Origin of the sequence: Devosia sp. 63-57 (assembly GCF_001899045.1) — a bacterium.
GTDB lineage: Bacteria > Pseudomonadota > Alphaproteobacteria > Rhizobiales > Devosiaceae > Devosia > Devosia equisanguinis.
In genome coordinates this window covers 1461205-1485593 of record NZ_MKUY01000005.1, presented here as the reverse complement: position 1 = coordinate 1485593, position 24389 = coordinate 1461205, and the positions used below count along the sequence as shown (strand labels likewise).

Sequence of the window (24389 nt, the reverse complement as noted above, 5' to 3'; positions counted from 1 at the left end):
GGCGCCACAGGGGCGCCTTGGGGTGGGCTTGTTGGCGATTTACTCCCTGCTAACCCTAATGAGAGATGATCCGGATCAGCGGCATTTGAGCGTCACATTTGTCGGCTTTGAGTTGTGTTAGTAGCGTTGAGTAGAGTTTATGGCCCAGTCCCACCAGCCGGTGGTGCGTTCGCGCCCGGCTAGAGCGGTCCGCCTTCTTGTTCCTGCCGCCCGTGTGGTGGTGGCAGGCTTGGCGCTTTCCCTCTCCTATATCGGTCTTGCAACCGGCGCCTTTGGGCCGGGGACGGAACTTGCCGCGGATGTCGGCATCGGCACGCCCGCCACGCCGGCGGAAGTGGCGAGCCTGAGCTATTTCGGCGTTGATCCGGTGATTACCGGGTCGGTCGACCATCTTTTCGAAACGGCCAGCTTCACCGGTCCCAACCGCGCTGCCAAAACCGACCGTTTTCGGCCTGAAGTGGATGCCTTGGCAATTTCGCGCAGCTTCGAGGAAGCGCGCATTCAGATCGCGGCGCTGCGCGGCACGCCGCTTGATCCCACCGATCTCGGCCAGACGCGCATAGCCGATCTCGACACGCCGGCCACAGTTCAGGGCAGCCAGGACGGTCCGCGCATGTCGGTGGCCTCGATCGATCCCTCGACTGCTGCAGCTCTGGACGCCATTGCCGGCATTGCCCCGCAAATGGCCTCGCTCGGCGCACCGCCCGCTTTCGGAACGCCGCAGGGCATGCCCATGCCGGCCATCGCCTCCGAGCAATTGGCCTATGCCCGCGCCAATGCCCCGGTGACCGGCGCATTCGACAGCGGCCCCATCACTGCGGCATCGGACAAGGAATTGTGGTGCCTCGCCACCGCCATCTATTTCGAAGCGCGCGGCGAGACCTATCGCGGCCAGGTCGGGGTGGCGCAGGTGGTGCTGAACAGGGTCAAGGATCACCGTTATCCCAACACCATCTGCGGCGTCGTGTTCCAGAACCAGCACCGCCGCAATGCCTGCCAGTTCTCCTTTGCCTGCGACGGCATTGCCGATGTGGTGACCGAGCGCAAGCCTTGGGAACAGGCTGAGGAAATCGCCAAGAAGACAACCAGCGGCGAGCTTTACCTGACCGAAGTGGGCGATGCGACGCACTACCACGCCACCTATGTTCGCCCCGCCTGGGCGCCGCGCATGACCAAGGTGACCCAGATCGGCCTGCATGTCTTCTACAAGTTCAAGCCCGGCTGGTTGTTCGGCTGACGCCTCAGCAATAGGTGAAGCTGGCGGTGGAGATGCAGGTGCGTGCCGGGGTGCTGACAATGGTCGTGCCCCGGTTGCGCAGATAGACAAAGGAATTGCCGCCATAGCTCAGCACCGCGACGCGGTTGGGCTGGGCGGTGACCGCCTCGACGGCAATGCCGGGATATAGCACATGCGGCGAGGTCATGCCGTCGGTGGAGTAAGTGCCGGTGGCGGTCTGGGTGATGGTGACATAGCTCACCCTGCCCCCCTCGACCTTCTTGATGCGGCTGGTGCTCAGCGGCTCGGTCGAGACCCAATCCTCATAGTCGACCAGGTAGTCGCGGTCCGCGAACTTGACGAGACGGCTGGTATCGAAGCCGGACGGCATTTCATCGGCCATGATCGGGGCAGCGGTGGCGCAGAGCAGGCCCGAAAGCAGGCTCAGGGCGACAAGACGGTGCGGCAGGTTCATGGCTATTGTCCCGATTTGATCCAAGGCGGCATGACGCCTTAACCAATCAGTAACCATATGGCAGCAGATCAGGCGAATTTTATCTTTCGTTAAGGTTAATTTGCCAGACGATCAGCCGAGGAGCGTCGCGGCGGCAGTTTCGAAGACTTCGACGAAGCGGGCATGGGCCTGCTGGGTCGGCCAGGGCCGGATGAGACGATCGAAAGCCTCGACGTCGAAGGCAGGCTGGTTGGGTTCGCCGAAAAACTTGCGCGCCTCGTCGGGATCGAAGCCAGCCAGATGGGTAGCCTCGAAATAGGCGGCTTCCCGATCAGCCTTCTTGACCTGCTTGGTGAGGGCCACGCTCATGGTGGCGGGCAGCGAAAAGCGCAGGAAGATTGCCGAAAGCAGGCGGTTTTCGACGTCCTTGTAATTGCCGCCCATCGCCGCCTTGAAGGGCGAGATGATGTCGCCCATGACATATTCGGGGGCGTCATGCAGGAGCGCCTGCAACAGCGCGGCAGCCGAGGCATCCGGATTGGCCTGGCGGAACAGCTCGAACACCAGCACCGAATGCTGCGCCACCGAAAAGGGATAATCGCCCTGCGTCTGGCCGTTCCAGCGGGCCACGCGGGCCAGGCCATGCGCAATGTCGGAGAGTTCGACATCGACGGGCGAGGGATCGAGAATATCGAGGCGGCGACCGGACAGCATACGCTGCCAGGCACGGGAACTGTTGCGGGACATGAGCGAGATCGCGTTTGCGGACTGTTGCCGGAAGACTAGCAGAGACAGCCGATTCGAGAATGATGGCTGTGTGACGGAGGGTAAATTGCCCGCAGGGCATGGGTCATAAGACCCTCCGATCAAATCCGAGGGCGGCACTGTGCAAGCGGGTATGTTTCCGCGCGGGCGGACTAAAAGAGATCCAGCTGGCCCCCGGCGGCTTTTTTGAGCACTGGGGCGGGTTTTTCGAGGGTGATGGGTTCGATCAATCCGGCGTCGTCGTCGCGGGCGGAATTGACGCGCGTGGAGACCGGATGGAATTTGAGCACACCTTCTTCGAGCGGCAGGGCCATTTGCGCGGCTTCGGCGGCGCGGACCTCGCGCACATTGAGCCACTCGTCCTGCTGCTGCCGATCCATGAGAATGGCCGGCATGCGATCGTGGATTTCCGACAGTTGTGCATTGGCCGCCACCGTAATGGTAGCGACGCTGTCGATCTCCTCGCCATTGGGACCGGACCAGGTGGCATAGAGGCCGGCCAGCGCCATGGGCTGCCCATCGGCGCGGGTAATGTAATAAGGCTGTTTCTTCTTGTCGGGCCCAGTGTGCCATTCATAGTAGCCGCTGGCCGGGACGATGCAGCGGCCATGCTTGAGTGGATCGCGAAAGGCCGGTTTCTCAGCCATGCTTTCGGCACGCGCATTGACCAGCAGCGGAAACTCGCGCGGGTCCTTGACCCAGCCGGGGACCAGTCCCCAGCGGGCAAAATGTGCCTCGCGCTGGCCCTGGGCTTCCCAGATGGCGACAATGGGCTGAGTGGGCGCGATATTGAAGCGCGGGATGATATCGAGCCCTTTGATGAGCTTGAACAGTTCCACCATCATTTCGGGCGGCAAAGTCGAGGCATAACGCCCACACATGGCATGTCTCCTTCACCTGTTGGGAGATAAGCTCATCGGAAACGAATCGCAAACCAACCCAAGGGCTATGACAGATCTTCCTAACGCCGCCAGCGTCGGCATCGTTCGCCATGGCAAGATCCTGCTGATCAAGCGTGCCTTCGCGCCGTATCAGAATTTGTGGACCTTCCCCGGCGGCCGGATGGATGATGGCGAGACCATCGAGCAATGCGCCATCCGCGAAGTGCAGGAGGAACTGGGCCTGACCGTGCGCAATCCGCGCCATGTCACCACCCAGGAACTCGGCCGCGACGGCACCTACCGGCTGGCCGTGTTCACTACAACCGACTATGTCGGCACCATACGGCCCAGCAACGAGATCTCGGACTATAAATGGGCCGATCCGGGCATGCTGCTGGCCCTGCGCACCACCTCGCGGCTCGACGATGTGATCCGGGAATGCTTCTCCGTTCTGGGGCAGAGCTGGTAAGGGAGGCGGATGAGGTTGCCCGTGCATCAGCAAATCCCCAACCCCACTGTGTGCTCCTCGCACCCCGATGGTCTTGATGACGGTGTTGCTGGCATCACTGCGGTCTCGGGCTCCCATCCCCCCCTGGGGTGGCGGTTCTGCAGGCTTGGAAAACTCCCATTTCCGAACGGATTCGGGGAAGGTTCAGCACCCCCACCCTCAATCCCTCCCCTCAAGGGGGAGGGAGGAGAAAGAGCGCTGACATCGGTTATTGATAAGCCTGCCCTAGACATTGCCGTATTGAAGGTCGCAAAGCGCGCGGCTGCTTGGGGAAAGCGCGTCCTGTATCCACTATTTGCCATCCTGCTGCTGCTACCGCTCGCCGCCCCTGCCCTCGCCATCGACCCGCCCTATCAGCGGCAGATGGAGCGGTTGTCGGAGATCATGGGGAGCCTCTATTTCCTGCAGCCACTATGCAAGGCGGGGACCGAGGACTGGCGGGCACAGATGGCGGATCTGATCGCGCTGGATGAGCCGGATGAAGATCGGCGGCAGCGTTTGGCCGGGGCGTTCAATTCCGGCTATGAGGCTTTTGCCCGTTTCCATCACCAGTGTACGCCGGCTTCGCGGGAAGCGTTGCGGCGGCTGCTCGGCGAAGCGCAAAAGCTGGCGCGGGAAATCCACACGCGTTTTGCCGAATAGGCGCGGGGCCCGGTCGGTAGAATTGCCTACCGGGCGTTAACCTTCGGGTTACTTCTCACGCGCGGCGTGGTTCGTGGCGTGCTATGCCGCCATGATGAGCACGACCAAGTCCTTATTTTCCGCATCGTCGGGTCAAGGCCCGTTTGACCGCAGCCAGGCCGAACGCCAGCTGGCGCTCGAATATCTGGCCGAAGCCTGGAATTCGGCCGAAGAAGACGGGCTAGAAAGCGCCTCGCTGGCCCATGCGTCGCTGTTCGCTGCCTTGGCCACCTTTGTGCGCATGCATGGCGACGAGGCCACCGCGGACCTGGTGGCGCAATTGCCTGACCGTATCCGCAACGGCGAGTACAATCTCGAGCGGATCCTGCAATAGGCCTGCCTTGCCTTAGTGAGGGCACGGAGTGATCCTAGGCTTCCTCGCAAAAGGGAGACCGATCCATGCGCCTTGCCCCACTGTTGTGCACCGCCATGCTGTTGTCGACGCCGGTCCTGGCGCAGGAGGCGGCGGAATGGGACTGGCCGGAACCCCAGATCAGCAGCGATATCTCGGCCCTGCCCCCAGCGGTGCAGGAAAAGCGCGCGGCGCTGATCGAAGCGGCCCGGAGCGGCGACATCGAGGCGCTGCGCCCCATCATCGACGCTCAGAAATCCCGGCCCAATGTCAGCTTCGGCGCGCCCGACGACCCGGTGGCCTTTCTCAAGGACGTGTCGGAGGATGACGAGGGCAGGCAGATATTGGGGCTGATGCTGGACCTGTTCGACCAGCCTTATGCCTATTATCCCGATAGTGGCGGGGAGACCTATTACATCTGGCCCTATCTCTCCGAACTCGATCCCAACAACCTGACCGCCGAGCAGACGGTGGACGCCTATCGGCTGATCGACAGCGAGGGCATAGAGGAGCTCAAGCAATTCGGAGGCTGGTATTACTGGCGTCTCCATATCAGCGAGAGCGGGGAATGGTCGGCTTTCGTGGCCGGGGATTGAGCCCCTGCCCCATCGGGAATGCGGGCGTTTTCTCGCCCAACGCCCCGATGTAGAATGGTACCAACTCAAAGGAGAGCCTCATGCTGAAACGCTATCTTTTCGTCCTGCCGATGCTTTTGCTGATCAGCCCAGGCCAGGCCGACGATGTGCTCGACGAGCTTTCCGCGCGCAGCCACGTGCCGGTGGGCGAGCTCGAGGATATCCTGGCCGATTGCGAGACCACGCAGATGGCGATGAATCTGTGCGCGTTCTACGATTTCGTCGAAGCGGACATGAACCTGGAAAAGATCGTGCAAGACAATGCCGAAGGCATGAGCAAGACCGAGACCAAGGCCTATCTCGATGAAATTGCTGCCTGGCGCAGCGAGGCGGAAGGTGAATGCAACGCCGCTGCCGACGAGGAAGCCGAGGGCGGCAGCATGCGACCGATGGTCTATTCGTATTGCATGCAGGAAAAGCTGGACCAGCGCGCCACCGAGGAGGTGGAGGGGTAGCTTAGAGCCAGGGCCCTCGGGTCAGGCCCGAGGGTGACGATCGGGTAGGCGATCGCCGCAGGACACTAACCCTGTGGCAGGGCTTCGAGGAAGCGCATGGGTTGGCCCTTGTTGGGGGTGACCAATTCGCCCTGCCACATGACCTTGTGACCACGCACCACGGTGCCGACAGGCCAGCCGGTGACGGTGACGCCGTCATAGGGGGTCCAGCCGGCACGGCTCCTGATCCAGTCATTGGTGATGGTTTCGCGGCGCTTCATGTCGACGATGGTGAGGTCGGCGTCATAGCCGACGGCGATGCGGCCCTTGTTGGCAATGCCGAACAGGCGATTGGGGCCATGGCTGGTCATGTCGACGAACCGCTGGAGGCTGAGTCGGCCGGCATTGACGTGATCGAGCATGGTGGGGACCAGCGTCTGCACGCCAGTCATGCCGGAATGGCTCTGCGGATAGGGATGGTCCTTTTCTTCGCGCGTATGCGGCGCGTGGTCTGAGCCCAGAATGTCGGCGACGCCATTGGCGACGCCCTGCCAGATGCCGTCGCGATGCGCCTTGTCGCGCACCGGCGGGTTCATCTGGGCATAGGTGCCAAGACGTGTGTAAGCGGTTTCGTCGAGCGTCAGGTGGTGCGGGGTGACCTCGACCGAGGCCACATCCTTGTGGTCGGCGAGATAGGCGATTTCTTCCCTGGTCGAGATATGCAGAACGTGGATGCGCTTGCCGGTCTTGCGGGCGAGGTTGACGAGGCGCGTCGTGCAGCTCATCGCCACTTCGGGCGACCGCCAGACCGGGTGACTGGAGGGATCGCCGGGAATGCGCAGGTGCTTGCGTTCCTCAAGCATATATTCGTCTTCGGAGTGGAAGGCTGCACGGCGCGAAATGGCGCGCAAAATGGCCTCGACGCCGGCATCGTCCTGGACCAGCAGCGAGCCGGTGGAAGAGCCCATAAACACCTTTACGCCAGCGCAGCCGGGGAGCTTTTCCAGCATGGGCAGCTCGGCGACATTGTGGTGGGTGCCGCCGATATAGAAAGCGAAATCGCAGTGCATGCGGTTGGTGCCGGCGGCGATCTTGGCTTCAAAGGTCTCGCGCGTGGTGGTCAGCGGATTGGTATTGGGCATTTCGAAGACGCCGGTGACGCCGCCCATGACGGCGCCGAGCGAGCCGGTTTCGAGGTCTTCCTTGTGGGTGAGGCCGGGCTCGCGGAAGTGGACCTGGGTGTCGATGACGCCGGGGAGGATATGCAGGCCCTTGCAGTCGACGATTTCGGCGGCACTGCCGTCGATGGCGCCCAGCGCCACGATGCGACCGTCCTTCACCGCAATGTCGGCCAGCCCCTCGCCATCGTGATTGACCAGGGTGGCGTTCTTGAAAATCGTGTCGTACTGCGCCATGTCTTCGGTCCTGCTGCTGGTCACCTCCGGCCGGTTTAGCATGGGTGTTCCGAGAGGCAAGCCAGATGACCACCTATCTTCGCGCCGACCGCGCCGTCTTCCGCTTTTCGGGGCCCGAGGCCCATCGCCTGCTCAATGACGTGGTGACGGGGCAAATTCCGAATAGTGGTGAGGTTGCGGCGGCATGGACGCTGCTGTCGCCACAGGGCAAGATCCTGGCCGAGGGGCTGGCGGGCCATGCCGAAGAGGCGCTGTGGCTGGACGTGCACCAATCGGTGGCCGACGACTTTTTCAAGCGCATGCGCATGTACAAGCTGCGCGCCAAGGTCGAAATCGAGGATTTGCGCGCTACGCATCGCGCGGGTTTTGCGCAGGAGGCCGGACTGGAGGGGGTACGCCATACTGACCGGCTTGGTCCTGTGGACCTGGGGTGGCGCGTGATTGCGCCGGTGGAGGATACCACAGGCTGGGTGCAGGATGACGGCGTCTACCAAAAAGAGCGCATCGCTGCCGGCATCCTGCATCAGGGCAATGACTTCCCCGCCAATGACGCCTTTGCCCACGATATCGGTCTCGACATTCTCGACGGCATCGACTTCGCCAAGGGGTGTTATGTCGGGCAGGAAGTGGTCAGCCGCATGAAGCATCGCGGCACGGCGCGGCGGCGGCCGGTGATCGTTTCGGGCATTGACGCGCCGGAGGGCAGCGCAGTGGTCGCGGGCGGGCGCGAGGCGGGCACGATCGGCCAGGTGGTCGATGGACAGGCCGTCGCCATTTTGCGGCTAGACCGGATCAGCGATGCTGGTGCGGCGACGGTGGATGGCAAGCCGGTGAGTTTGGAACTGCCCGTCTGGGCGCGCTATGTCTTTGGCGAGGCGGGCGCGGAGGATTAGGCTCTCGCGGCTGAAGCCCTCGGGTCAGGCCCGAGGGCGGAATGGGGCACGGGGAGGCAGTTTGCCAGAGGGCAATCTGCCTGGCGCTAAACGCCGATGTCGAAATAGCCCAAGGCGTCGCCAATGGCGTCTTCTTCGTAGCCGAGATGGCTGAGGAGGACGGTTTCGAGGGCGCGGAAAACGCTGACGGCATCATCGAAATTGTCACGACCGGGCGCATCGGCGAGCGCAATCAGCGCATCGATCAGCTTTTCGAGCAGGGTGTGCACCACCACATGCTCAGCCTGCAGGCGATCGGCAATCGCCTTGAAGGCGGGGCTCTGATCGGCCAGCGCCGGGAAGATGGCCACGTCCTCGATGGAGTGATGGCCATGGACGAACTGGCAATATTGGCCACACAGCGTGCCGAAGCGCCGATAGTTCGAGACCATGACGAGGTCGGCGGTTTCTGCCTTGACTTCGGCGACGCTGGCCTTGCCTTCACCGGCGCGCTCGATCAGGCGGCCAAGCACGACCATGTTGTCGCGCAGATGGTCATGGATCATGCGCAGGTGCTGGCCGGGCAGCTTTTGCACTTCGGTTATGCCCGGAAGATCGGGAATGGCAGGGCGCGTGGCGTCGTCGAGAAACTGGATATCTTTGAGTAGCATGTAGCAGAGATGGGGCTGCCGGAGTGCCGTCGCAAGAAGGCACAGTGGGAGAACCGGGAAGAAAGAAGTCCCCGACTTCGTGCCATTCGAGCGTAGCTCTCATGGCGTTCTCAGTTCAAAACGCGCCACTGGCGCGTTTGGCCTATGGCACAGTTCGGAGCATTTTTCCCGGATTGAGAATTCCGTTGGGGTCGAGGGCGGTCTTGATGTCGCGCATCATTTCGAGGGCGACGGGGTCTTTGACGTGCTGCAGCAGGTCCACCTTGAGCTGGCCGATGCCGTGTTCGGCGGAAACCGAGCCGCCATGGCGCAGCACCACCTCATAGATCACCTCGTGCATGGCCTCGTCATACTGGGCCATGAAGGCCTTGGGGTCGGCGCCGAGCGGCATGGAGAAGTTGAAGTGGATATTGCCGTCGCCCATATGGCCGAACGGCACCGGCCGAATGCCCGGCACTAGCTTTTCGGCGGCGGCGCTGCCCTCGCGGATCAGCGCGGGAATGGCGGCGATGGGCACCGAGACGTCGTGCTTGATCGAGGCGCCCTCACGCGACTGGCACTCGCTCATCTGCTCGCGGAAGGCCCACATGCGGGTGCGGTCGGCCAGCGATTCGGCGATTGTGGCGTCGGCGATGAGGTTTTCCTCGAAGGCGGCTTCCAGAGCCGATTGCAGCGCGCCGGGAGCGGAGCCGGCCATGCGGCTCATTTCGATCAGCGCATACCAGGGGGAGGCACTGGCGGTGGGATCGGCATCGAGCATGCCGTGACGCAGCTGGATGTCGAGGCCGATATGGGGAATGAGTTCGAAGGCGTTGAGGCGGCCACCGGCGCGCTGGCGCATCAGCTGAAACAGATCGAGCGCCGCATCGGGCGAGGCGACATTGACCAGCGCGGTCTCATAGTCCTCGGGCAAGGGATAGAGCTTCAGCGAGGCGGCGGTGATGATGCCCAGCGTGCCTTCGGCGCCGACCAGCAGGTCCTTGAGATCATAGCCGGTATTGTCCTTCTTGAGGGCGTTGAGCCCCTGATAGAGCCGGCCGTCGGCGAGGACTGCCTCGACACCCATGGTCAGTTCGCGGGCATTGCCATAGGCGAGGACGTTGACGCCACCGGCATTGGAGGAGAGCACGCCGCCAATGCGGGCCGAACCCTGCGAGGCCAGCCAGAGCGGGAAAATCGTCCCGGCGGCTTCGGCGGCCTTATGGGCGTTTTCGAGGATGACGCCGGCTTCGGCGACCATGACACCGGCGGCACTGTCGACGGAGCGGATGCGGTCGAGCCGGGCAAGGCTCACAATGACCTCATCGCCCCGCAGCGGCACCTGGGCACCCACAAGGCCAGTATTGCCGCCTTGTGGGATGATGGCCACGCGGTTCTGGTTGGCCCAGCGCAGCACTGCCTGCACCGCCGCGACATCGGGCGGTGTGACCACGGCAGCAGCCTGCATGTGGAAGCGCTTGCGCGGCTCGTTCAGCCAGGCGCCCATCTTCTCGACCTCGCCGACGACATGGCCGCTGCCAAGGATATCGGTGAGGGCGGAGACGATCTGGGTGGCGGAAAGGGACATGGAAAACCCCGGAAACATTAGAGACGCGCGGCAGGCAACCTTGCCCGCCCCTGCCCCCATGTGCCACAACCGGACAAACGACTCCAGCAAGGGAAACCCAAGAATGGCCACTGGATTGATGGCAGGCAAGCGCGGACTGATCATGGGCCTCGCCAACAACCGCTCGATCGCCTGGGGCATTGCCAAGCAATTGCACGCACAGGGCGCCGAGCTGGCGTTTTCCTATCAGGGCGAGGCGCTGAAGCGCCGCGTCGAGCCTTTGGCTGCCGAGGTCGGCTCGGACTTCCTCGTGGAATGCGACGTGTCCGACGAAGCCGCCATGGACGAGACCTTCCGCCAGATCAAGGACAAGTGGGGCTCGCTCGATTTCGTGGTGCACGCCATCGGCTTTTCCAACAAGGAAGAGCTGGAAGGCCGCTATATCGAGACTAGCCGCGACAATTTTGCGCTGACCATGGATATCTCGGTCTATTCCTTCACCGCCGTCGCCAAGCGCGCCGAGCCGCTGATGAACCCGGGCGGGGCGCTGTTGACGCTGACCTATTACGGCGCGGTCAAATATGTGCCGAATTACAATGTGATGGGCGTGGCCAAGGCGGCGCTGGAAGCCTCGGTGCGCTACCTGGCGGTGGATCTCGGCAAGAAGGGCATTCGCGTCAACGGCATTTCGGCCGGCGCCATCAAGACCCTGGCCGCCTCTGGCATTTCCGGCCTGCGCGACATGCTGCACTGGCAGGAAGCCAATTCGGCGCTGCGCAAGAACGTCTCGATCGACGATGTGGGCGGCGCGGCCACCTATCTGCTGTCGGACCTGGCGGGCGGCGTGACCGGCGAAATCCACTATGTCGATGCCGGTTTCAATGTCGTCGGCATGAAACTTCTGGATGATAATTCCACCGAAGCCGAAGCATAGACCCGTTCATAGGCCCAATCGAAGGGGCGCGCCGGTGGCGGCGCGCATGTGACCATGGTTGCCCTTGTCTGGCCGGAAATCTACTTCATCCGGCATGGCGAAACGCCCTGGAACGCCGAACGGCGATATCAGGGCCGCCGCGACATTCCGCTCAATGACAAGGGCCGTGGCCAGGCGAGCCAGAACGGCAAGACGCTGGCCGCCCTGTTCAAGGCGCGCGGGCTCGACCCGCTTGCCTTCGAGTGGCATGCCTCGCCTTTGGGACGCACCCGCGAAACCATGGATCGCGTCCGCGCCGGGTTCGACCAGCACCTGCCTGACGTACAGTACGATGTGCGGCTGATGGAAATTTCCTTCGGCGTGCTCGAGGGCAGCCTTCATGACGAGCTGCCGGAACATATGGCGGTGGCCCCTGGCGAACGCGACGAAAGCTATTGGGAATTCCGCCCCGAGGCCGGCGAGAACTATCGCGACGTCGAGGCCCGGCTGGTGGAATTTGCTGGCGTGCTCAAGGGGCCCTCGGTGGTGGTTTCCCATGGCGGCATTGCTCGGACGCTGCGCGCCCTGATCGAACGCGCACCCATTGTCGAAGTGATCAACTGGGCTCCGCCACAGGACGTGATCATGCATTTCACGCCCGGCAAAATGGAATTGCTCACGGCTGCAGACGTCTAGTGCGGCGCGTGAGGGGACGCGCGCTCGGGCGCTTGCTTGCTGCACTGGGCTTTGCGGTAGCACTATCGGCCTCCTGTGCGCCTTCGTGGGCGCAGGGCGAGGGTGACGACTACATTGTCGAATTCGGAGTGCTCGATAGAGAGGGCATGAAGCGTCTCGCGGCCGTGCTCAACGATATGGATAGCCTGCTCGCAGACGGCCCGACATCCACAGCGCAACTGCGTCCGCTTGCCGATCTCGATCCGGATGCGCTCTATACCAACGCCACGGGCAAGCTGCCCGGCATTTTCGAGGTGCAGCGCGACATCAATGACGGCTCGCCCCATCAGGTGAAGCTGTCGGTAATTTTTGGCTCGACGCAGAACCGGGACAGTTTCGAGGCGCTGCTGACACGTCGATTTGGAGCGCCTGACGACGCCTGCAGCATCAGCGGCTACCAGCATTGGCAGCTTGCCCGAGACCGGTCGATGCGCTGGCAGCAACTCGACTACAATAGCAACCATGTCGAAATCGCAGTGCGCGCTTCTCCTCCGCTTGACGCCAATTGCGTGCCCAGCGCCACCGATAGCGCACAGCTTCTCGTGCCCGAGCAATTGATGGAATTCATGCAGCGCCTCCGCGACGAGCTGGTGCCGTTCGGCGACGAACATGCCTTTCGCGCGTGGATGAGCCGCTATGGCAAGGCGGAGGAAAACAGATCGGACGAGTGCACGCTCAGTATCAGCATGCCGGCTCCGTCGCTGGATGCGCCTGTCATTGAAGGGCTCAACGGCTTTGTGTTCCTGCATGGCCAGGCGGATATCTGCAGCGGCGAAGCGTTGTCCGCCCTCATCCTCTCCTCACAGGTGGAAGCCGATATGTTTGCCATGGACAAGTTTACTGCTGCAGCGGAAGCCGTTCTTGGTTCCTCAATCCCTGGTTGCAGCGATGCATCCCAGACCGTCTGGCCATTGGGCGAGGACCGGAGCTTTGTTCTGGCCAAGACCTATATGTCGGTCTCAGCCTATGTCTATAACCAGCCGCCGAACGATATCGGCTGCTAGGGGCCGCGCGATGAAAGCGGTTTCCCTCGCGCCGCAAAAGGCTTTATGAAGGCGCCAATACGAGGCGAGCATCCATGTCTTTCAATACGTTCGGGCATCTTTTCCGTTTTACCACCTGGGGCGAAAGCCATGGGCCGGCGCTTGGCGTGGTGGTGGATGGCTGCCCGCCGGGTATTGCCCTCACCCCCGAAATGATCCAGCGGGACCTCGATCGCCGCAAGCCGGGGCAATCCAAGTTCACCACCCAGCGTCGCGAGGCGGACGAGGTGAAAATTCTCTCCGGCGTGTTCGAGGACGAGCGCACGGATGGGCCGCGTACCACGGGCACGCCGATTTCGCTGGTGATCGAGAATACCGACCAGCGTTCCAAGGACTATTCGGATATCCGCGACAAATATCGTCCGGGCCATGCCGACTACACCTATGACCAGAAATACGGCATTCGCGACTATCGCGGTGGCGGCCGCACCTCGGCGCGCGAAACGGCGGCGCGCGTGGCGGCGGGGGCCATTGCCCGGCAGGTGCTTGCGGGCGTCACCATTCGCGCCAGCCTCGTGCAAGTGGGGCCGCACAAGATCGACTACAACAATTTCGACTGGGACCAGGTCGACCAGAACCCGCTATTCTGTGCCGATGCCCAGGCGGCGGCGCTGTGGGCCGACTATCTCGATGGCATCCGCAAGGACGGCAACTCGGTGGGCGCGGTGATCGAGGTGGTCGCCGAAGGCGTGCCCGCCGGCTGGGGCGCGCCAATCTATGGCAAGCTGAGCGCCGATCTGGCCTCGGCGATGATGAGCATCAATGCCGTCAAGGCTGTCGAAATCGGCGACGGGTTCGATGCGGCTGGTCTCACCGGTGTGGAGAACGCCGACCAAATGCGCGCGGGGGCGGACCGGCCGTATTTCCTCTCCAATCATGCCGGCGGCATTCTCGGCGGGATTTCCAACGGCGATCCCATCGTCTGCCGCTTTGCGGTCAAGCCGACATCCTCGATCATCACCCCGCGCCAGACGGTGACGACGGGCAATGAGGATACCGACATCATCACCAAGGGTCGCCATGACCCCTGCGTCGGCATCCGCGCCGTGCCGGTGGGCGAGGCGATGATGGCGCTGGTGCTGGCCGATCACATGCTGCGCCATCGCGGCCAGACCGGGCGCGAAGGCGCGGTGGGTTTTCAGCGGAACTGAACTTTTCCCACGTTTTAGCGCAGTGAGCGCCATCCTCTCCCGCGAAGGGAAGAGGGAAGGCCACGCGGCGCGCAGACGGCAATCACGCTTAGGGGCAGGTGGCGACGACCGGCTCGGCGGCTTGCAGAATGGCGTCGACCTGGAAGCGCACCGAGAGCGTCCTGGTATTGGCCGGGGTCATGCGCAGGGTCAGGTTGGTGACGCCGGCCAGGCTATCGACGAAGGCGCGAGCGTCGCGCGGGTTATCGATGAGGATGGCCGTATTGTCGGCATTGACCGGCAGGGTGCTGGAGCGGCGTTGCAGATCGTATTGTAGCGTCAGGCCCGCATCGCGTCCGAGCGCGGAAATGTTGTTTCCGGCAAAGCCGAAAGCGATCTGCAGGCCTTTTGCTTCGCAGGAAATGGTGATCGTTGCCGGGGCACGGCCGCTGGGGCGTGCCGGGATCAACTGTTCCGATTCGACTACTGCGCTGCTGGTGGCAACGGCACCGGGATCGGGGCGGAAAACGGCGTCATAGCAGGCGAGCCGTTCTTCGGCTGATGCAATGGGTGCGCACTGGGCGCCGCTTTGGGCGAAGGCGGGTGCCGATGGCACGACGAGCAGTGGCAGAACAAGCAGTGCCGTCAGACTTTTCACGGGCGCAATTTTCCTTCCCTTGCGTCCGGCCTTGTTGCGGCCGGATCGAACGCTTTGTCCTATATAGGCATAATGTCCCGCAAATTTAAGCAGATGCTTGCGCCAGGGTCAGCCGGGCCACCGGAACACGATAGGGTGAGCAGGAGACGTAATCGACGCCGAGGCCGGCAAAGAAGCGCAGTGAGGCAGGATCGCCCGCATGTTCGCCGCAAATGCCGATCTTGAGGCGGGGATTGGCCGCCCTGCCCCGGGCAATGGCAATCTCGATCATTTCGCCGACGCCCTTTTCGTCGATGGTGACGAAGGGGTCGCGCTCATAGACGCCCTTACGCTGATAGGCAGCGAGGAAGGTTGGCGCGTCATCGCGCGAAATGCCGAAAGTGGTCTGCGTCAGATCATTAGTGCCGAAGGAGATGAAGTCGACCATGCCAGCAATATCGCCGGCACGCAGGCAGGCGCGCGGCAATTCGATCATGGTGCCGAAGGCAAATTTGACGCGGTCCGAGCGCACAAGGCCGGAATTGTTGAGGATATTGATTACGCGTTCGCGCACCCAGGAGACCTCGGTGGCCGTGGACACGAAGGGGACCATGACCTCGACCGGAATGGTGAGGTTGAGGGCCTCGCTGGCCGCCCTGGCGCCGGCCAGCACCGCCTGCATCTGCATTTGCAGAATTTCGGGATAGGTAATCGCGAGCCGCACGCCGCGATGGCCCAGCATGGGATTGATCTCGGCGATGCGCTCGAGGCGCAGGCGCAGGGCGCGGACGGCAAGGCCCAGCGAAGCGGCGGTTTCCTCGATCTCCTCGTCGGTGCGCGGCAGGAATTCGTGCAAGGGCGGATCGAAGAGGCGCACGGTGACCGGCAGGCCGCGCATGGCGGAGAAAAGCGCGGAATAGTCGCCGGTCTGAAAGTCGACCAGACCATTGATGGCGAGGCTGCGCTGGTCCTCATCTTCGGAGAGAATCATGCGGCGCAGCGCCACCATGCGCTCGGGCGAGAAGAACATGTGTTCGGAACGGGCGAGGCCGATGCCTTCGGCACCGAAGCTGAGGGCCGTCGCGGCGGAATCGACGGTTTCGACATTGGTGCGCACAGCGATGGTGCGGCTGCTGTCGGACCAGCCGAGCAGCGTGCCTATGGCGCCGCCGATCTGTGGCTGGGCCAGCGGCAACGTTCCCACATAGACCGAGCCGTCGCCGCCATCGATGGTCAGCCGATCGCCGGATCGGAATTCGCGGTCGCCGATGCGGGCGACCATTTCGGTAGTGTCGACCGAAAGATTGCGCACCCCGGCGACGCAGGGCTTGCCGGTGATGCGGGCAATGACGCCGGCATGGCTCGACATGCCGCCGCGGGCGGTGAGGATGCCGGTGGCGGCCTTCATGCCCTCGATGTCGGCGGGACCGGTTTCGTTGACGACGAGGATGCAATGCTTGCCGCGCGCCCGCAGGCGGGCCGCATCCTCGGCATTGAAGACGATGGCGCCGCTGGCGGCACCCGGGGACACGCCAAGGCCCATGGCGATGGGCGAGACGCCTTCAGAGGATTTCAGCCGCGGATGCAGCATCAGCGCCAGGCGGTTGGGATCGACGCGGGTGACGGCGCCCTGCGGCGTCCACACCTTGCGGTGCACGCGGTCCACCGCGGCGTTGAGATCGGCATCACCACTGGCCTGAACGGGGCGGGCGGAGAGGAACAGGACCTTGCCCTTATCCACCGAGACGAGGCACGCCATGTGGCGGCCGGCCTTGGCATCGAGCAAGGAGACCAGTGCACCAACGCTTTCCGGCAAGCGGGGCAGCGGGCTGCCGGGTAAGGCAGCCGGGCCGAGCGCCCCGGTGGTGGCGTGGCGGGTGAGGAATTGTTCGACCTCGCCGCCGGCCACGGCCTGGACCAAAACGATCTGGCGGGCGCGTTCTTCGTCGCTGCGCGAGGCGCCCCAGCCGGCGCCTGAAAATCCATAGCTTTCGAAGGCCTGCTTGATGGCACGGGCCAGCGGACGCGCGGGATCCACGGAGTCTTCCGGAGCTCCCGGCGCGGGAATGCCCACCTTGGCCGGCATCAGCCCGCCATTATGGCTGGCGGCGGAGGTGCGGACCACCAGCATGGGCGGCTTGCCGTCCTTGTCGACGAGCTTATAGAGGCAGGCCACCCAATGGGCGCGCAGGCGCATGTCGCGACGGCCGCGTTCGGCCTGCAACTCATCCCAGCAGGCGCGGGTGAGAACGATGGTGGGAACAGTGGGAAAACCGGCCTCGCAGACGCGGAAAATCCAGCGCGCCTTGCCGGCCAGCAATTTGAGTTGCCCAGCACTCAGGTTCGCCTTCCCCATTGCCGGGGCAATCGCAAACATTTCCTGGGTTAAACTCACTGACCGACCGTCCCCCGCCAAACTGGCATCATATTGCCCGTGCCCTGTGTCTGCTGCAACAGCACTTGACTTGCAGGACCGCGGAAAGCATCTGATCTGGCATGGAAAAAAGGCCGCACCTCGACATTCTTCTCTGCGCCCCGCGTGGATTCTGCGCCGGCGTAGACCGCGCCATCCAGATCGTGGAGCTGGCGCTGCAAAAATACGGCGCGCCGGTGTATGTCCGGCACGCCATCGTGCACAACAAATATGTGGTGCAGAGCCTGGAGGCAAAGGGCGCGATCTTTGTCGAGGAACTCGACGAAATCCCCGAGACCGAGGCGCCGGTGGTGTTTTCGGCCCATGGCGTGCCCAAGAGCGTGCCGGCCGATGCCAAGGCACGCAACATGTTCTTTCTCGACGCCACCTGCCCGCTCGTATCCAAGGTGCATGTGGAGGCGCAGCGCCATTTCGAGGAAGGCCACGAGATCGTGCTGATCGGCCACCAGGGCCACCCGGAAGTGATCGGGACCATGGGGCAATTGCCGCAAGGGGCGGTGACGCTGATCGAAACAGTTGCCGACGCCAGGGCCTTTACGCCCAAGCATCCGGAAACGCTGGCCTTTGTGACCCAGACCACGCTCAGCGTCGATGACACGCGCGAAATCGTCGCGGCACTGCGGGCGCGCTTCCCGGCTATCAATGGGCCGCACAAGGAAGACATCTGCTACGCCACCACCAACCGGCAGGAATCGATCAAGGCGGTGGCGCCCCTGGTCGATGCGATGATTGTTGTGGGGTCGCCCCATTCGTCCAATTCGCAGCGCCTGGTCGAAGTCGCCCTGCGCTCGGGCTGCAAGATTGCCACGCTGGTGGATCGCGCCAGCGATATCGACTGGTCGCTCTATGGCGATCTCAAGTCGCTGGGTGTCAGCGCCGGGGCCTCGGCGCCGGAAAGCCTTGTGGAAGAGGTGATCGACGCTTTTGCCGCCCGCTATGAGGTCAAGGTCGAGACCAAGACCACCGCCGAAGAGCATATCGCTTTCAACATTCCCAAGGTGCTGCGCAATCTGGAAGTGGCCTCGGGGCGATGAGCGATCTCGACCTGTTCGAAACCGAGCGGCTGGTGCTTTCGGGCTGGCGCATGGACCAGATCGACGACCTGATGCGCCTGCACGGCAGCGAAGGTGCGACCCGTTATCTTACATCGCGTGGCGTGCCGTTTACGCGCGCACAGTGCGAAGAGGCAATCGCGCACTGGATCGACCTGTTCGAAACCCGGCAGCTGGGCAAGCTGCGAGTGCGCCGGAAGTCGGATGGCACTCTGGTGGGTCGAGCTGGGTTTGGCGTTTACCCGCCTACTGGCGAGGCGGAGATCGGTTACACGCTTTACGAAGAGTTCTGGGGACGGGGCTTTGCCAAGGAGGCCGCCGCTGGCCTGCGCGACTGGTTCTTTGCCAACGACAAGGGCGAACACTTTATCGGCATGGCGCATGTCGACAATGCGCCGTCTCGTGCCGTCCTGGAAAAGATCGGCATGGAGAAAACGCATCAGGCCGTCGACTATTACGGCCTTCCCTGCCAGTTCCATATCCTGAGGCGCCCCTAGGCCATGTCAGAATCCGTTATCATTCATACTGACGGGGCCTGTTCCGGAAATCCCGGCCCCGGCGGCTGGGGCGCCATTCTGCAGTTCGGGCAGCACCGCAAGGAGCTCAAGGGCGGCGAGGCGCTGACCACCAATAACAAGATGGAGCTGACGGCGGCCATCGAGGCACTGAACGCGCTCAACCGTCCCTGCAAGATCGATCTGCATACCGACAGCCAATATGTGAAAAACGGCGTCCAAAGCTGGATGCATGGCTGGAAGCGCAATGGCTGGAAGACCGCCGACAAGAAGCCGGTGAAGAATGTCGATCTCTGGCAGGCGCTGGATGAGGCGACCAAGCGGCACGAGATTTCCTGGCATTGGGTCAAGGGCCATGCCGGTGACGAACTGAACGAACGGGCCGACGAACTCGCCCGCGAAGGCATGGCGCCATTCAAGGGCAAAAAGCCCGAAGGGTTTACGGCGCCGTTTTAAGGCGGTGTGGCTGAGGCCGAAGCGAGCGACTGCCGGTTATATTGGGGCGCTTTCGCTGCGTCTCCGCTTGAGAGGCAGGAGCGCTTGCAGGCCGGCCAGGCTTGAATGAATTAGAACCAATGCTTTGGCACGACAGATGCAACGCGCATCATGCCGCCCTCTGATCAAGCCCGAGGGCGGCGGCATGGTGGGTGTGAGGCATCAACCAGAACGGTGCCTTACGGGCTTACCCCGCCACCTTCCCGAAATCAGCGACGAGATGCATGGTGTCACGCAGGCGGGCGAGAAGGTTGAGGCGATTGGCGCGCACGGCAGGATCGGCATCGTTGACCAGCACTGCGGTAAAGAACGCATCGACCGGCGCGCGGAGCGTGGCGAGCTCGGCCATGGCACCCTTGTAGTCGTCCTTGGCCACATGAGCGGACACGGCGGCATGGACGCCATCGACGGCGAAGGCCAACGCCTCTTCTTCGGCGAGCTTCAATGCGCCCTGATCGATGGCGCCACCATAGGTTTTGCCATCCTTCTTTTCCTCAGCCGCTAGAATATTGGCCGCACGCTTGTAACCGGCCAGAAGATTGGCACCATCGTCGGTGGCCAGCAGCGAGGACAGGGCCTCGGCGCGCTGGGTGATCTGCAGGATATCGTTGCTGTCGGCCGAAATCACGGCATCGACCAGATCGTGGCGAGCGCCAGCATCGCGCAGCGTCACCTTGAGACGGTCATGGAAGAAGGCCAGCAGATCCGGCTCCACCTGCAGCGGGAATTTGAGATTGTTCTCGCTGATAATGCGGATGACGCCGAGTGCCGCGCGACGCAGCGCGAAGGGATCGCGCGAGCCCGTTGGCTTTTCGTCGATCGACCAGAAGCCGGAGAGCACGTTGAGCTTGTCGGCCAGCGCCACGGCAATCGACACCGGCTCGGTCGGCACGCGATCGGAGGGGCCCAGCGGCTTGTAGTGCATTTCAAGCGCATTGGCGATTTCAGCCGGCTCGCCCTGCGCCGTCGCATAATAGCGGCCCATCAAGCCCTGCAGTTCGGGGAACTCCCCGACCATGCCGGTAACGAGATCAGCCTTGGCGAGCATGGCCGCGCGCTTGGTCTTTTCCACATCGGCGCCAACCTGCGGCGCAATCTCGGCCGCCAGGTTGACCAGGCGCTGCACCATGGCGAACTGGGTGCCCAGCTTGGCGTGGAACACCATGTCTTCGAGCTTGGGCAGGCCGTGCTCCAGCGGAATGGCGAGGTCGCCCTGATAGAAGAAGGCAGCGTCGGACAGGCGGGCGCGAATGACGCGCTCATTGCCCGCGACCACGACCGCGCCGCCATCGGCGGGGATGGTATTGGACGTGATGATGAAATTGGGCGCCAGCTTGCCCGAAGCATCGCGCAGGCAGAAGCACTTCTGGTTGGCGCGGATGGTGGCGATGATCACTTCCTCAGGGAGCTTGAGGAATTCGGGATCGAACGTTCCCATCATCACCACCGGCCATTCGACGAGGCCGGCGACCTCCTCGAGCAAACCTTCGTCATGAATGACGCTCAGGCCCTGCGCAAAGGCGAGGTTATCGGCGTCGGTGCGGATGATGTCCTTGCGGCGATCGATATCGAGCACCACCTTGGCGCGTTCCAGAGCCACCAGATAGTCGTCGAACCGCTTGACGCGAATGGCGTCGGGCGACAGGAAACGATGACCGAACGTGGTCTGGCCGGATTGCAGCCCGGCGGCGGCGAAGGGCACCACCACAGGCTCGTCGTTCTCGGTGCCAAAAGTGGCGGTAATGGCGCGCAGCGGACGCACCCAGGTGAAGCTGCCAGAGCCCCAGCGCATCGGCTTGGCCCAGGCGAAGTCGGCCATCACCTTGGGCAGGATGCCGGAGAGCAGCTCGACCGCGTCAGCACCCGGCTTTTCGATCTGAGCGACGTAGAAATCGCCTTTCTTGGGGTCGCTTTCCACCTTGGCCTGATCCAGCGAGCTGAGCCCGGCCGACCGCAGGAAGCCGTCGATAGCGGGCTGCGGCGCACCGACCTTGGGCCCCTTCTTTTCCTCGCGCGTGTCGGGCGAGCGCACCGGCAGGCCCGACACGGTCAGCGCCAGGCGGCGCGGCGTGGCGAAGGCCTTGGCTCCTTCATAGACGAGACCCGCATCGACCAGTGCATTGGTGACGGCTTTCTTGAGATCATCGGCGGCGCGACGCTGGAAGCGGGCCGGGATTTCCTCGGAGAAGAGTTCGAGCAGGAGTTCGGGCATGAAAATGTACCGGATTTGAAGGCGTGTGCGTGATTAGCGCGGGGGCGCGGGCTTGTCTATGCGCATACGCGCACGCCATTGCGGAATGGCCTCACCTACCCTTCTCACCAGCCCCCGCCGCCCCCGCCGCCACCCCCGCCACCGGAGAAGCCGCCGCCGCTCGAGCCGGAAGAGCTGGCCTGCACAGGCTGCGCGGCGACCATGGCGGCGGCCATGCCAGTGGTTGCGGTGCTGATGGCCTTGGACAGACCGCCCGATGAGAAGGAGCGGCTGCCGGCATACCAGTTGGGCGAGTAGTTGTTGGCGGTGGTCTCGGGCACGGCATTGCGCGCCAGTTCCGCCTCGAAATGCTCCGACCAGGGCTTTTCCACGTCGAGCGCAATGGCATAGGGCAGGATGCGTTCGAAGCGCTCCACTGTCATCGGCGGTTCGTCATTGATGTTGAGCCGGTTCTTTTCGGCGGTCTCCAGGTAGAGCTTAAAGCCCTCGATCTGATCCATCACCTTGCGGCCCTGGATGGTCGGCGCGCGCATCAGTGCCGCGAACACCACGCTGATGATGATCAGGGACGCCGCGGCGATTGCCGCATTGTTGATGGTGATGCTGGTCAGCGATTCGATGAAGCCGCCCCCCATATTGAACAGCACGATGCCGACCCAGACCCCGACAATGACCTTCTGGATGATGCCGCTCTTGAATGCCGACATCATGAGGCTGCCGATGATCCCGGCAAAGACCCCGAAAAATGCCGCCCCGACGAGGTAGATCGGATCGAGCACGTCGAACAGCACCATCAGCCCCAGGCAGGCTGCGGAAAGGACGAAGCTGAACACCGCGTAACCGGTATTGTTGCGGAACCAGAGCTGGCGGTTCTCGCTCTCGATAGCCTTGACGAATTCGGTGCGCTTGGCGCCCAGCTCAACCCCATTGGCCTTGTCGATGGTGACCGACCGCTTGGACGAAAAGTAGCCGTAGAGCACGCGCTCGCCGGCGGGCAGTTCGCCCCCGGCTTGCTTATCGGTCGCGACCACGGTCAGCGTCTTGTCTGGGTTGTAGATCGTCACCAGCCCCTTCACGCCGAGACTGAAGATCGCCGCAGTCAGCGCCGTCCAGCCGGAATTGGCGAAGCCCCAGCGATGCACATAGTGCGTGAGAGCGGGTGAGAAGCCCTCGGGCGGATGAAACAGTGGAATGATCGTGCCCTTGGGCGGGTCGCGGCCCACCTTGTTCCAGGCGATGAGATTGTAGCCCAGCACCAGCAGCACGGCCAAAATGGGCAGGATGACCTCGCGCAGGTCCGATGCCGACTGCGCCAGGGCGTCCATGCCCTCGGGGTAGCTGACAATCCCCTTCTGGAACGACACCGCGACGCTCATGCCTTCGCCGGGCTGCAGCACGGTTTGGCTGCGGAACACAGCTTCATTGTCGGAAACGCGCTTGATCGCGGCGTCCCGCGCGGTCGAGCCCAAAGGCCCGGTATAAACAGCCATGTTGGCGATGACTGCGCCAGCTGGCAGATGAACCCGCGCCTCGGCATTGAGAATGGGGAAATTCCAGTAATTGCCGGTGGCGTTCCAATAGATTTCGTCGCCATCGGCGCTCGGGCGCGCCATGCGCTCGAGCCGATAGGTGATCACGTAGCGTTGTTCGCCGGGGCGAAGCAGCGCGTCGGGATTGCCGATCCGGATCCGGCGGAAATCGCCTTCGCGCTCGACATCGAATTGCTCGGCCTGGCCATTGCGGGTGACGCTTTCGACGTCGAGCGCAATGCGGATCTTGTTGCCCGAATCTCCCAGCATGGTCACCGGAATGTCGCGGAAGATGCCGCGCCGGATCTGGTCGCCCTCGGCATTGACCACCAGCGTCTCGACCACCTGTACCGATCCATCGGTCGCCAGGGTCACATCCGACACCATGCTGCGGATTTCCTCGCGCGCCAGGCTGGGCACGGCGAGGGCAAGCAGCAGGAAAAGGGCGGCGAGGAAGCGCATGATCATGAACTCGGCATAAGGCCCGGACGCGGTGCCATCCCAACCCCTGGTCGGGACTACTTCGAGACCATCCTTCGATGGTCCGCCTTGCTGGCTGATTTGGCTGCGAAAAGCTTAGAACTTCACCTGCGGCACGGCCCGATCGGCCTCGTTCTCCAGCTCGAAATACTCGCTCTGGGTAAACTTGAACATGTTGGCGATGATGTTGGACGGGAAGCTCTCGACCTGAATATTCAGGTTGCGCACCGCACCATTGTAGTAGCGGCGGGCCATCTGGATTTCGTCTTCCACACCCTTGAGCGCGCTCTGGAATTCGAGAAAAGTCGTATTCGCCTTGAGATCGGGATAGGCCTCGGCAATGGCCAGCAAGCGGCCCAATGCAGCCGAGAGTTCGCCCTCTGCCTTGGCGCGAGCCTCGGGACCGGCCGCAGCGACGCTGGTGGCCTTGGCACGGGCGCTGACCACGGCCTCGAGTGTTTCGCGCTCATGGGCCATATAGCCCTTCACCGTCTCCATGAGATTGGGAATGAGGTCGGTGCGGCGCTTGAGCTGCACATCGATCCCCGACCAGCCCTCCTTGACCATCTGTCGGTTGGACACGAGGCTGTTGTAGATGACGATGGCATAGCCGACGATGCCGACCACCAGCGCGAGAATGACCCATTCCATGGCTTAGACTCCAAAGCTGTCCCCGGCTCCGACGCGCCCCTTGGGCAGGCGCGGGCAGGCTGACGAATGGGGCGGAGACTGGCAGGTCAAGCGGCCCATTGCAACGGGCCACCAATGGGGCGGGCTTGACTTC

At 63.1% G+C, this 24389-nt stretch carries 24 protein-coding genes and 1 pseudogene; 14 read left to right on the top strand and 11 right to left on the bottom strand.

Going from position 1 to position 24389, the window contains the following annotated elements; all coding sequences use genetic code 11:
• Window positions 1–808: 808 nt before the first annotated feature.
• A pseudogene (locus BGO80_RS19480) lies at window positions 809–1237 on the top strand (cell wall hydrolase); the annotation flags it as partial.
• 4 nt (window positions 1238–1241) lie between these two features.
• Here BGO80_RS19480 and BGO80_RS15425 read toward each other — a convergent pair.
• From BGO80_RS15425 to BGO80_RS15415, 3 genes are all read right to left on the bottom strand, one after another.
• Window positions 1242–1691: a hypothetical protein gene (locus tag BGO80_RS15425; RefSeq protein WP_286722163.1), complete on the bottom strand. Its 450-nt coding sequence runs from the start codon at window positions 1689–1691 to the stop codon at window positions 1242–1244.
• Window positions 1692–1802: 111 nt separating this feature from the next.
• Complete coding sequence (locus BGO80_RS15420; protein ID WP_286722162.1) at window positions 1803–2417, bottom strand: HD domain-containing protein; 615 nt, start codon at window positions 2415–2417, stop codon at window positions 1803–1805.
• Between the two features lie 170 nt (window positions 2418–2587).
• Window positions 2588–3316: an SOS response-associated peptidase gene (locus tag BGO80_RS15415; RefSeq protein ID WP_286722161.1), complete on the bottom strand. Its 729-nt coding sequence runs from the start codon at window positions 3314–3316 to the stop codon at window positions 2588–2590.
• Between the two features lie 67 nt (window positions 3317–3383).
• On the opposite strand from BGO80_RS15415, the gene BGO80_RS15410 reads away from it, so the two are divergent.
• The 5 genes from BGO80_RS15410 to BGO80_RS15390 all read left to right on the top strand — a co-directional run bounded on the left by BGO80_RS15410 (window position 3384) and on the right by BGO80_RS15390 (window position 5947).
• Window positions 3384–3785 carry an NUDIX hydrolase gene (locus tag BGO80_RS15410; RefSeq protein WP_286722160.1) on the top strand — a complete coding sequence of 134 codons (402 nt, stop codon included), beginning with the start codon at window positions 3384–3386 and terminating at the stop codon, window positions 3783–3785.
• 279 nt (window positions 3786–4064) lie between these two features.
• Window positions 4065–4466, top strand: coding sequence for a TIGR02301 family protein (locus BGO80_RS15405; protein ID WP_286722159.1), 402 nt, complete (start codon window positions 4065–4067; stop codon window positions 4464–4466).
• 94 nt (window positions 4467–4560) lie between these two features.
• On the top strand, window positions 4561–4839 hold the full coding sequence (locus BGO80_RS15400) for a hypothetical protein (protein WP_126149713.1): 279 nt from the start codon (window positions 4561–4563) through the stop codon (window positions 4837–4839).
• Between the two features lie 65 nt (window positions 4840–4904).
• Window positions 4905–5453, top strand: coding sequence for a hypothetical protein (locus tag BGO80_RS15395; protein WP_126149613.1), 549 nt, complete (start codon window positions 4905–4907; stop codon window positions 5451–5453).
• An 80-nt stretch (window positions 5454–5533) separates the two neighbouring features.
• The gene (locus BGO80_RS15390; RefSeq protein ID WP_286722158.1) at window positions 5534–5947 is read left to right on the top strand and encodes a lysozyme inhibitor LprI family protein; all 414 of its coding nucleotides are present in this window, start codon (window positions 5534–5536) and stop codon (window positions 5945–5947) included.
• A gap of 65 nt (window positions 5948–6012) precedes the next feature.
• On the opposite strand, the gene BGO80_RS15385 is transcribed toward BGO80_RS15390, so the two are convergent.
• A complete protein-coding gene (locus tag BGO80_RS15385; RefSeq protein WP_286722157.1) occupies window positions 6013–7341 on the bottom strand; it encodes a dihydroorotase in 1329 nt (442 codons plus the stop codon).
• 65 nt (window positions 7342–7406) lie between these two features.
• On the opposite strand from BGO80_RS15385, the gene ygfZ reads away from it, so the two are divergent.
• Window positions 7407–8234: a CAF17-like 4Fe-4S cluster assembly/insertion protein YgfZ gene (ygfZ, locus tag BGO80_RS15380; protein ID WP_286722156.1), complete on the top strand. Its 828-nt coding sequence runs from the start codon at window positions 7407–7409 to the stop codon at window positions 8232–8234.
• 86 nt (window positions 8235–8320) lie between these two features.
• Here ygfZ and BGO80_RS15375 read toward each other — a convergent pair whose 3' ends face one another.
• Window positions 8321–8884 carry a hemerythrin domain-containing protein gene (locus tag BGO80_RS15375; RefSeq protein ID WP_286722155.1) on the bottom strand — a complete coding sequence of 188 codons (564 nt, stop codon included), beginning with the start codon at window positions 8882–8884 and terminating at the stop codon, window positions 8321–8323.
• Between the two features lie 142 nt (window positions 8885–9026).
• Window positions 9027–10451: an FAD-binding oxidoreductase gene (locus tag BGO80_RS15370; RefSeq protein ID WP_286722154.1), complete on the bottom strand. Its 1425-nt coding sequence runs from the start codon at window positions 10449–10451 to the stop codon at window positions 9027–9029.
• Window positions 10452–10554: 103 nt separating this feature from the next.
• On the opposite strand from BGO80_RS15370, the gene BGO80_RS15365 reads away from it, so the two are divergent.
• From BGO80_RS15365 to aroC, 4 genes are all read left to right on the top strand, one after another.
• Entirely contained in the window at window positions 10555–11364 is an 810-nt protein-coding gene (locus tag BGO80_RS15365; protein ID WP_286722153.1) for an enoyl-ACP reductase FabI, read from the top strand.
• Between the two features lie 54 nt (window positions 11365–11418).
• Window positions 11419–12039 carry a histidine phosphatase family protein gene (locus BGO80_RS15360; protein ID WP_286723056.1) on the top strand — a complete coding sequence of 207 codons (621 nt, stop codon included), beginning with the start codon at window positions 11419–11421 and terminating at the stop codon, window positions 12037–12039.
• A gap of 146 nt (window positions 12040–12185) precedes the next feature.
• Window positions 12186–13082 (top strand): hypothetical protein, encoded by an 897-nt coding sequence (locus BGO80_RS15355; protein WP_126149621.1) that lies wholly within the window; start codon window positions 12186–12188, stop codon window positions 13080–13082.
• A gap of 74 nt (window positions 13083–13156) precedes the next feature.
• Window positions 13157–14272, top strand: coding sequence for a chorismate synthase (gene aroC, locus BGO80_RS15350; protein WP_286722152.1), 1116 nt, complete (start codon window positions 13157–13159; stop codon window positions 14270–14272).
• 88 nt (window positions 14273–14360) lie between these two features.
• Here aroC and BGO80_RS15345 read toward each other — a convergent pair whose 3' ends face one another.
• Window positions 14361–14909, bottom strand: coding sequence for a hypothetical protein (locus BGO80_RS15345; RefSeq protein ID WP_286722151.1), 549 nt, complete (start codon window positions 14907–14909; stop codon window positions 14361–14363).
• 85 nt (window positions 14910–14994) lie between these two features.
• Window positions 14995–17244 (bottom strand): putative PEP-binding protein, encoded by a 2250-nt coding sequence (locus BGO80_RS15340; RefSeq protein ID WP_286722150.1) that lies wholly within the window; start codon window positions 17242–17244, stop codon window positions 14995–14997.
• A 140-nt stretch (window positions 17245–17384) separates the two neighbouring features.
• Here BGO80_RS15340 and ispH point away from each other — a divergent pair, with 140 nt between their 5' ends.
• Genes ispH through rnhA form a run of 3 tightly spaced genes read left to right on the top strand, consistent with a single transcriptional unit; the run spans window position 17385 to window position 19345 of the window.
• On the top strand, window positions 17385–18356 hold the full coding sequence (gene ispH, locus BGO80_RS15335) for a 4-hydroxy-3-methylbut-2-enyl diphosphate reductase (protein WP_286722149.1): 972 nt from the start codon (window positions 17385–17387) through the stop codon (window positions 18354–18356).
• Window positions 18353–18871 (top strand): GNAT family N-acetyltransferase, encoded by a 519-nt coding sequence (locus BGO80_RS15330; protein WP_286722148.1) that lies wholly within the window; start codon window positions 18353–18355, stop codon window positions 18869–18871. The genes ispH and BGO80_RS15330 overlap by 4 nt, the downstream gene beginning before the upstream one ends.
• A 3-nt stretch (window positions 18872–18874) precedes the next feature.
• On the top strand, window positions 18875–19345 hold the full coding sequence (rnhA, locus tag BGO80_RS15325) for a ribonuclease HI (protein ID WP_126149627.1): 471 nt from the start codon (window positions 18875–18877) through the stop codon (window positions 19343–19345).
• 226 nt (window positions 19346–19571) lie between these two features.
• On the opposite strand, the gene glyS is transcribed toward rnhA, so the two are convergent.
• From glyS to BGO80_RS15310, 3 genes are all read right to left on the bottom strand, one after another.
• The gene (glyS, locus tag BGO80_RS15320) at window positions 19572–21596 is read right to left on the bottom strand and encodes a glycine--tRNA ligase subunit beta (RefSeq protein WP_286722147.1); all 2025 of its coding nucleotides are present in this window, start codon (window positions 21594–21596) and stop codon (window positions 19572–19574) included.
• 104 nt (window positions 21597–21700) lie between these two features.
• A complete protein-coding gene (locus tag BGO80_RS15315) occupies window positions 21701–23587 on the bottom strand; it encodes a DUF2207 domain-containing protein (RefSeq protein ID WP_286722146.1) in 1887 nt (628 codons plus the stop codon).
• Between the two features lie 114 nt (window positions 23588–23701).
• Window positions 23702–24256, bottom strand: coding sequence for a LemA family protein (locus tag BGO80_RS15310; RefSeq protein WP_126149630.1), 555 nt, complete (start codon window positions 24254–24256; stop codon window positions 23702–23704).
• Between the last annotated feature and the right edge of the window lie 133 nt (window positions 24257–24389).

What these genes read in the sequence shown, in the direction of transcription:
- BGO80_RS15425 (WP_286722163.1), bottom strand. Translation starts at nt 1,691, where the DNA reads ATGAACCTGCCGCACCGTCTTGTCGCCCTGAGCCTGCTTTCGGGCCTG.
- BGO80_RS15420 (WP_286722162.1), bottom strand. Translation starts at nt 2,417, where the DNA reads ATGTCCCGCAACAGTTCCCGTGCCTGGCAGCGTATGCTGTCCGGTCGC.
- BGO80_RS15415 (WP_286722161.1), bottom strand. Translation starts at nt 3,316, where the DNA reads ATGTGTGGGCGTTATGCCTCGACTTTGCCGCCCGAAATGATGGTGGAA.
- BGO80_RS15410 (WP_286722160.1), top strand. Translation starts at nt 3,384, where the DNA reads ATGACAGATCTTCCTAACGCCGCCAGCGTCGGCATCGTTCGCCATGGC.
- BGO80_RS15400 (WP_126149713.1), top strand. Translation starts at nt 4,561, where the DNA reads ATGAGCACGACCAAGTCCTTATTTTCCGCATCGTCGGGTCAAGGCCCG.
- BGO80_RS15395 (WP_126149613.1), top strand. Translation starts at nt 4,905, where the DNA reads ATGCGCCTTGCCCCACTGTTGTGCACCGCCATGCTGTTGTCGACGCCG.
- BGO80_RS15390 (WP_286722158.1), top strand. Translation starts at nt 5,534, where the DNA reads ATGCTGAAACGCTATCTTTTCGTCCTGCCGATGCTTTTGCTGATCAGC.
- BGO80_RS15385 (WP_286722157.1), bottom strand. Translation starts at nt 7,341, where the DNA reads ATGGCGCAGTACGACACGATTTTCAAGAACGCCACCCTGGTCAATCAC.
- ygfZ (WP_286722156.1), top strand. Translation starts at nt 7,407, where the DNA reads ATGACCACCTATCTTCGCGCCGACCGCGCCGTCTTCCGCTTTTCGGGG.
- BGO80_RS15375 (WP_286722155.1), bottom strand. Translation starts at nt 8,884, where the DNA reads ATGCTACTCAAAGATATCCAGTTTCTCGACGACGCCACGCGCCCTGCC.
- BGO80_RS15370 (WP_286722154.1), bottom strand. Translation starts at nt 10,451, where the DNA reads ATGTCCCTTTCCGCCACCCAGATCGTCTCCGCCCTCACCGATATCCTT.
- BGO80_RS15365 (WP_286722153.1), top strand. Translation starts at nt 10,555, where the DNA reads ATGGCCACTGGATTGATGGCAGGCAAGCGCGGACTGATCATGGGCCTC.
- BGO80_RS15360 (WP_286723056.1), top strand. Translation starts at nt 11,419, where the DNA reads ATGGTTGCCCTTGTCTGGCCGGAAATCTACTTCATCCGGCATGGCGAA.
- BGO80_RS15355 (WP_126149621.1), top strand. Translation starts at nt 12,186, where the DNA reads ATGAAGCGTCTCGCGGCCGTGCTCAACGATATGGATAGCCTGCTCGCA.
- aroC (WP_286722152.1), top strand. Translation starts at nt 13,157, where the DNA reads ATGTCTTTCAATACGTTCGGGCATCTTTTCCGTTTTACCACCTGGGGC.
- BGO80_RS15340 (WP_286722150.1), bottom strand. Translation starts at nt 17,244, where the DNA reads ATGGGGAAGGCGAACCTGAGTGCTGGGCAACTCAAATTGCTGGCCGGC.
- ispH (WP_286722149.1), top strand. Translation starts at nt 17,385, where the DNA reads ATGGAAAAAAGGCCGCACCTCGACATTCTTCTCTGCGCCCCGCGTGGA.
- BGO80_RS15330 (WP_286722148.1), top strand. Translation starts at nt 18,353, where the DNA reads ATGAGCGATCTCGACCTGTTCGAAACCGAGCGGCTGGTGCTTTCGGGC.
- rnhA (WP_126149627.1), top strand. Translation starts at nt 18,875, where the DNA reads ATGTCAGAATCCGTTATCATTCATACTGACGGGGCCTGTTCCGGAAAT.
- glyS (WP_286722147.1), bottom strand. Translation starts at nt 21,596, where the DNA reads ATGCCCGAACTCCTGCTCGAACTCTTCTCCGAGGAAATCCCGGCCCGC.
- BGO80_RS15315 (WP_286722146.1), bottom strand. Translation starts at nt 23,587, where the DNA reads ATGCGCTTCCTCGCCGCCCTTTTCCTGCTGCTTGCCCTCGCCGTGCCC.
- BGO80_RS15310 (WP_126149630.1), bottom strand. Translation starts at nt 24,256, where the DNA reads ATGGAATGGGTCATTCTCGCGCTGGTGGTCGGCATCGTCGGCTATGCC.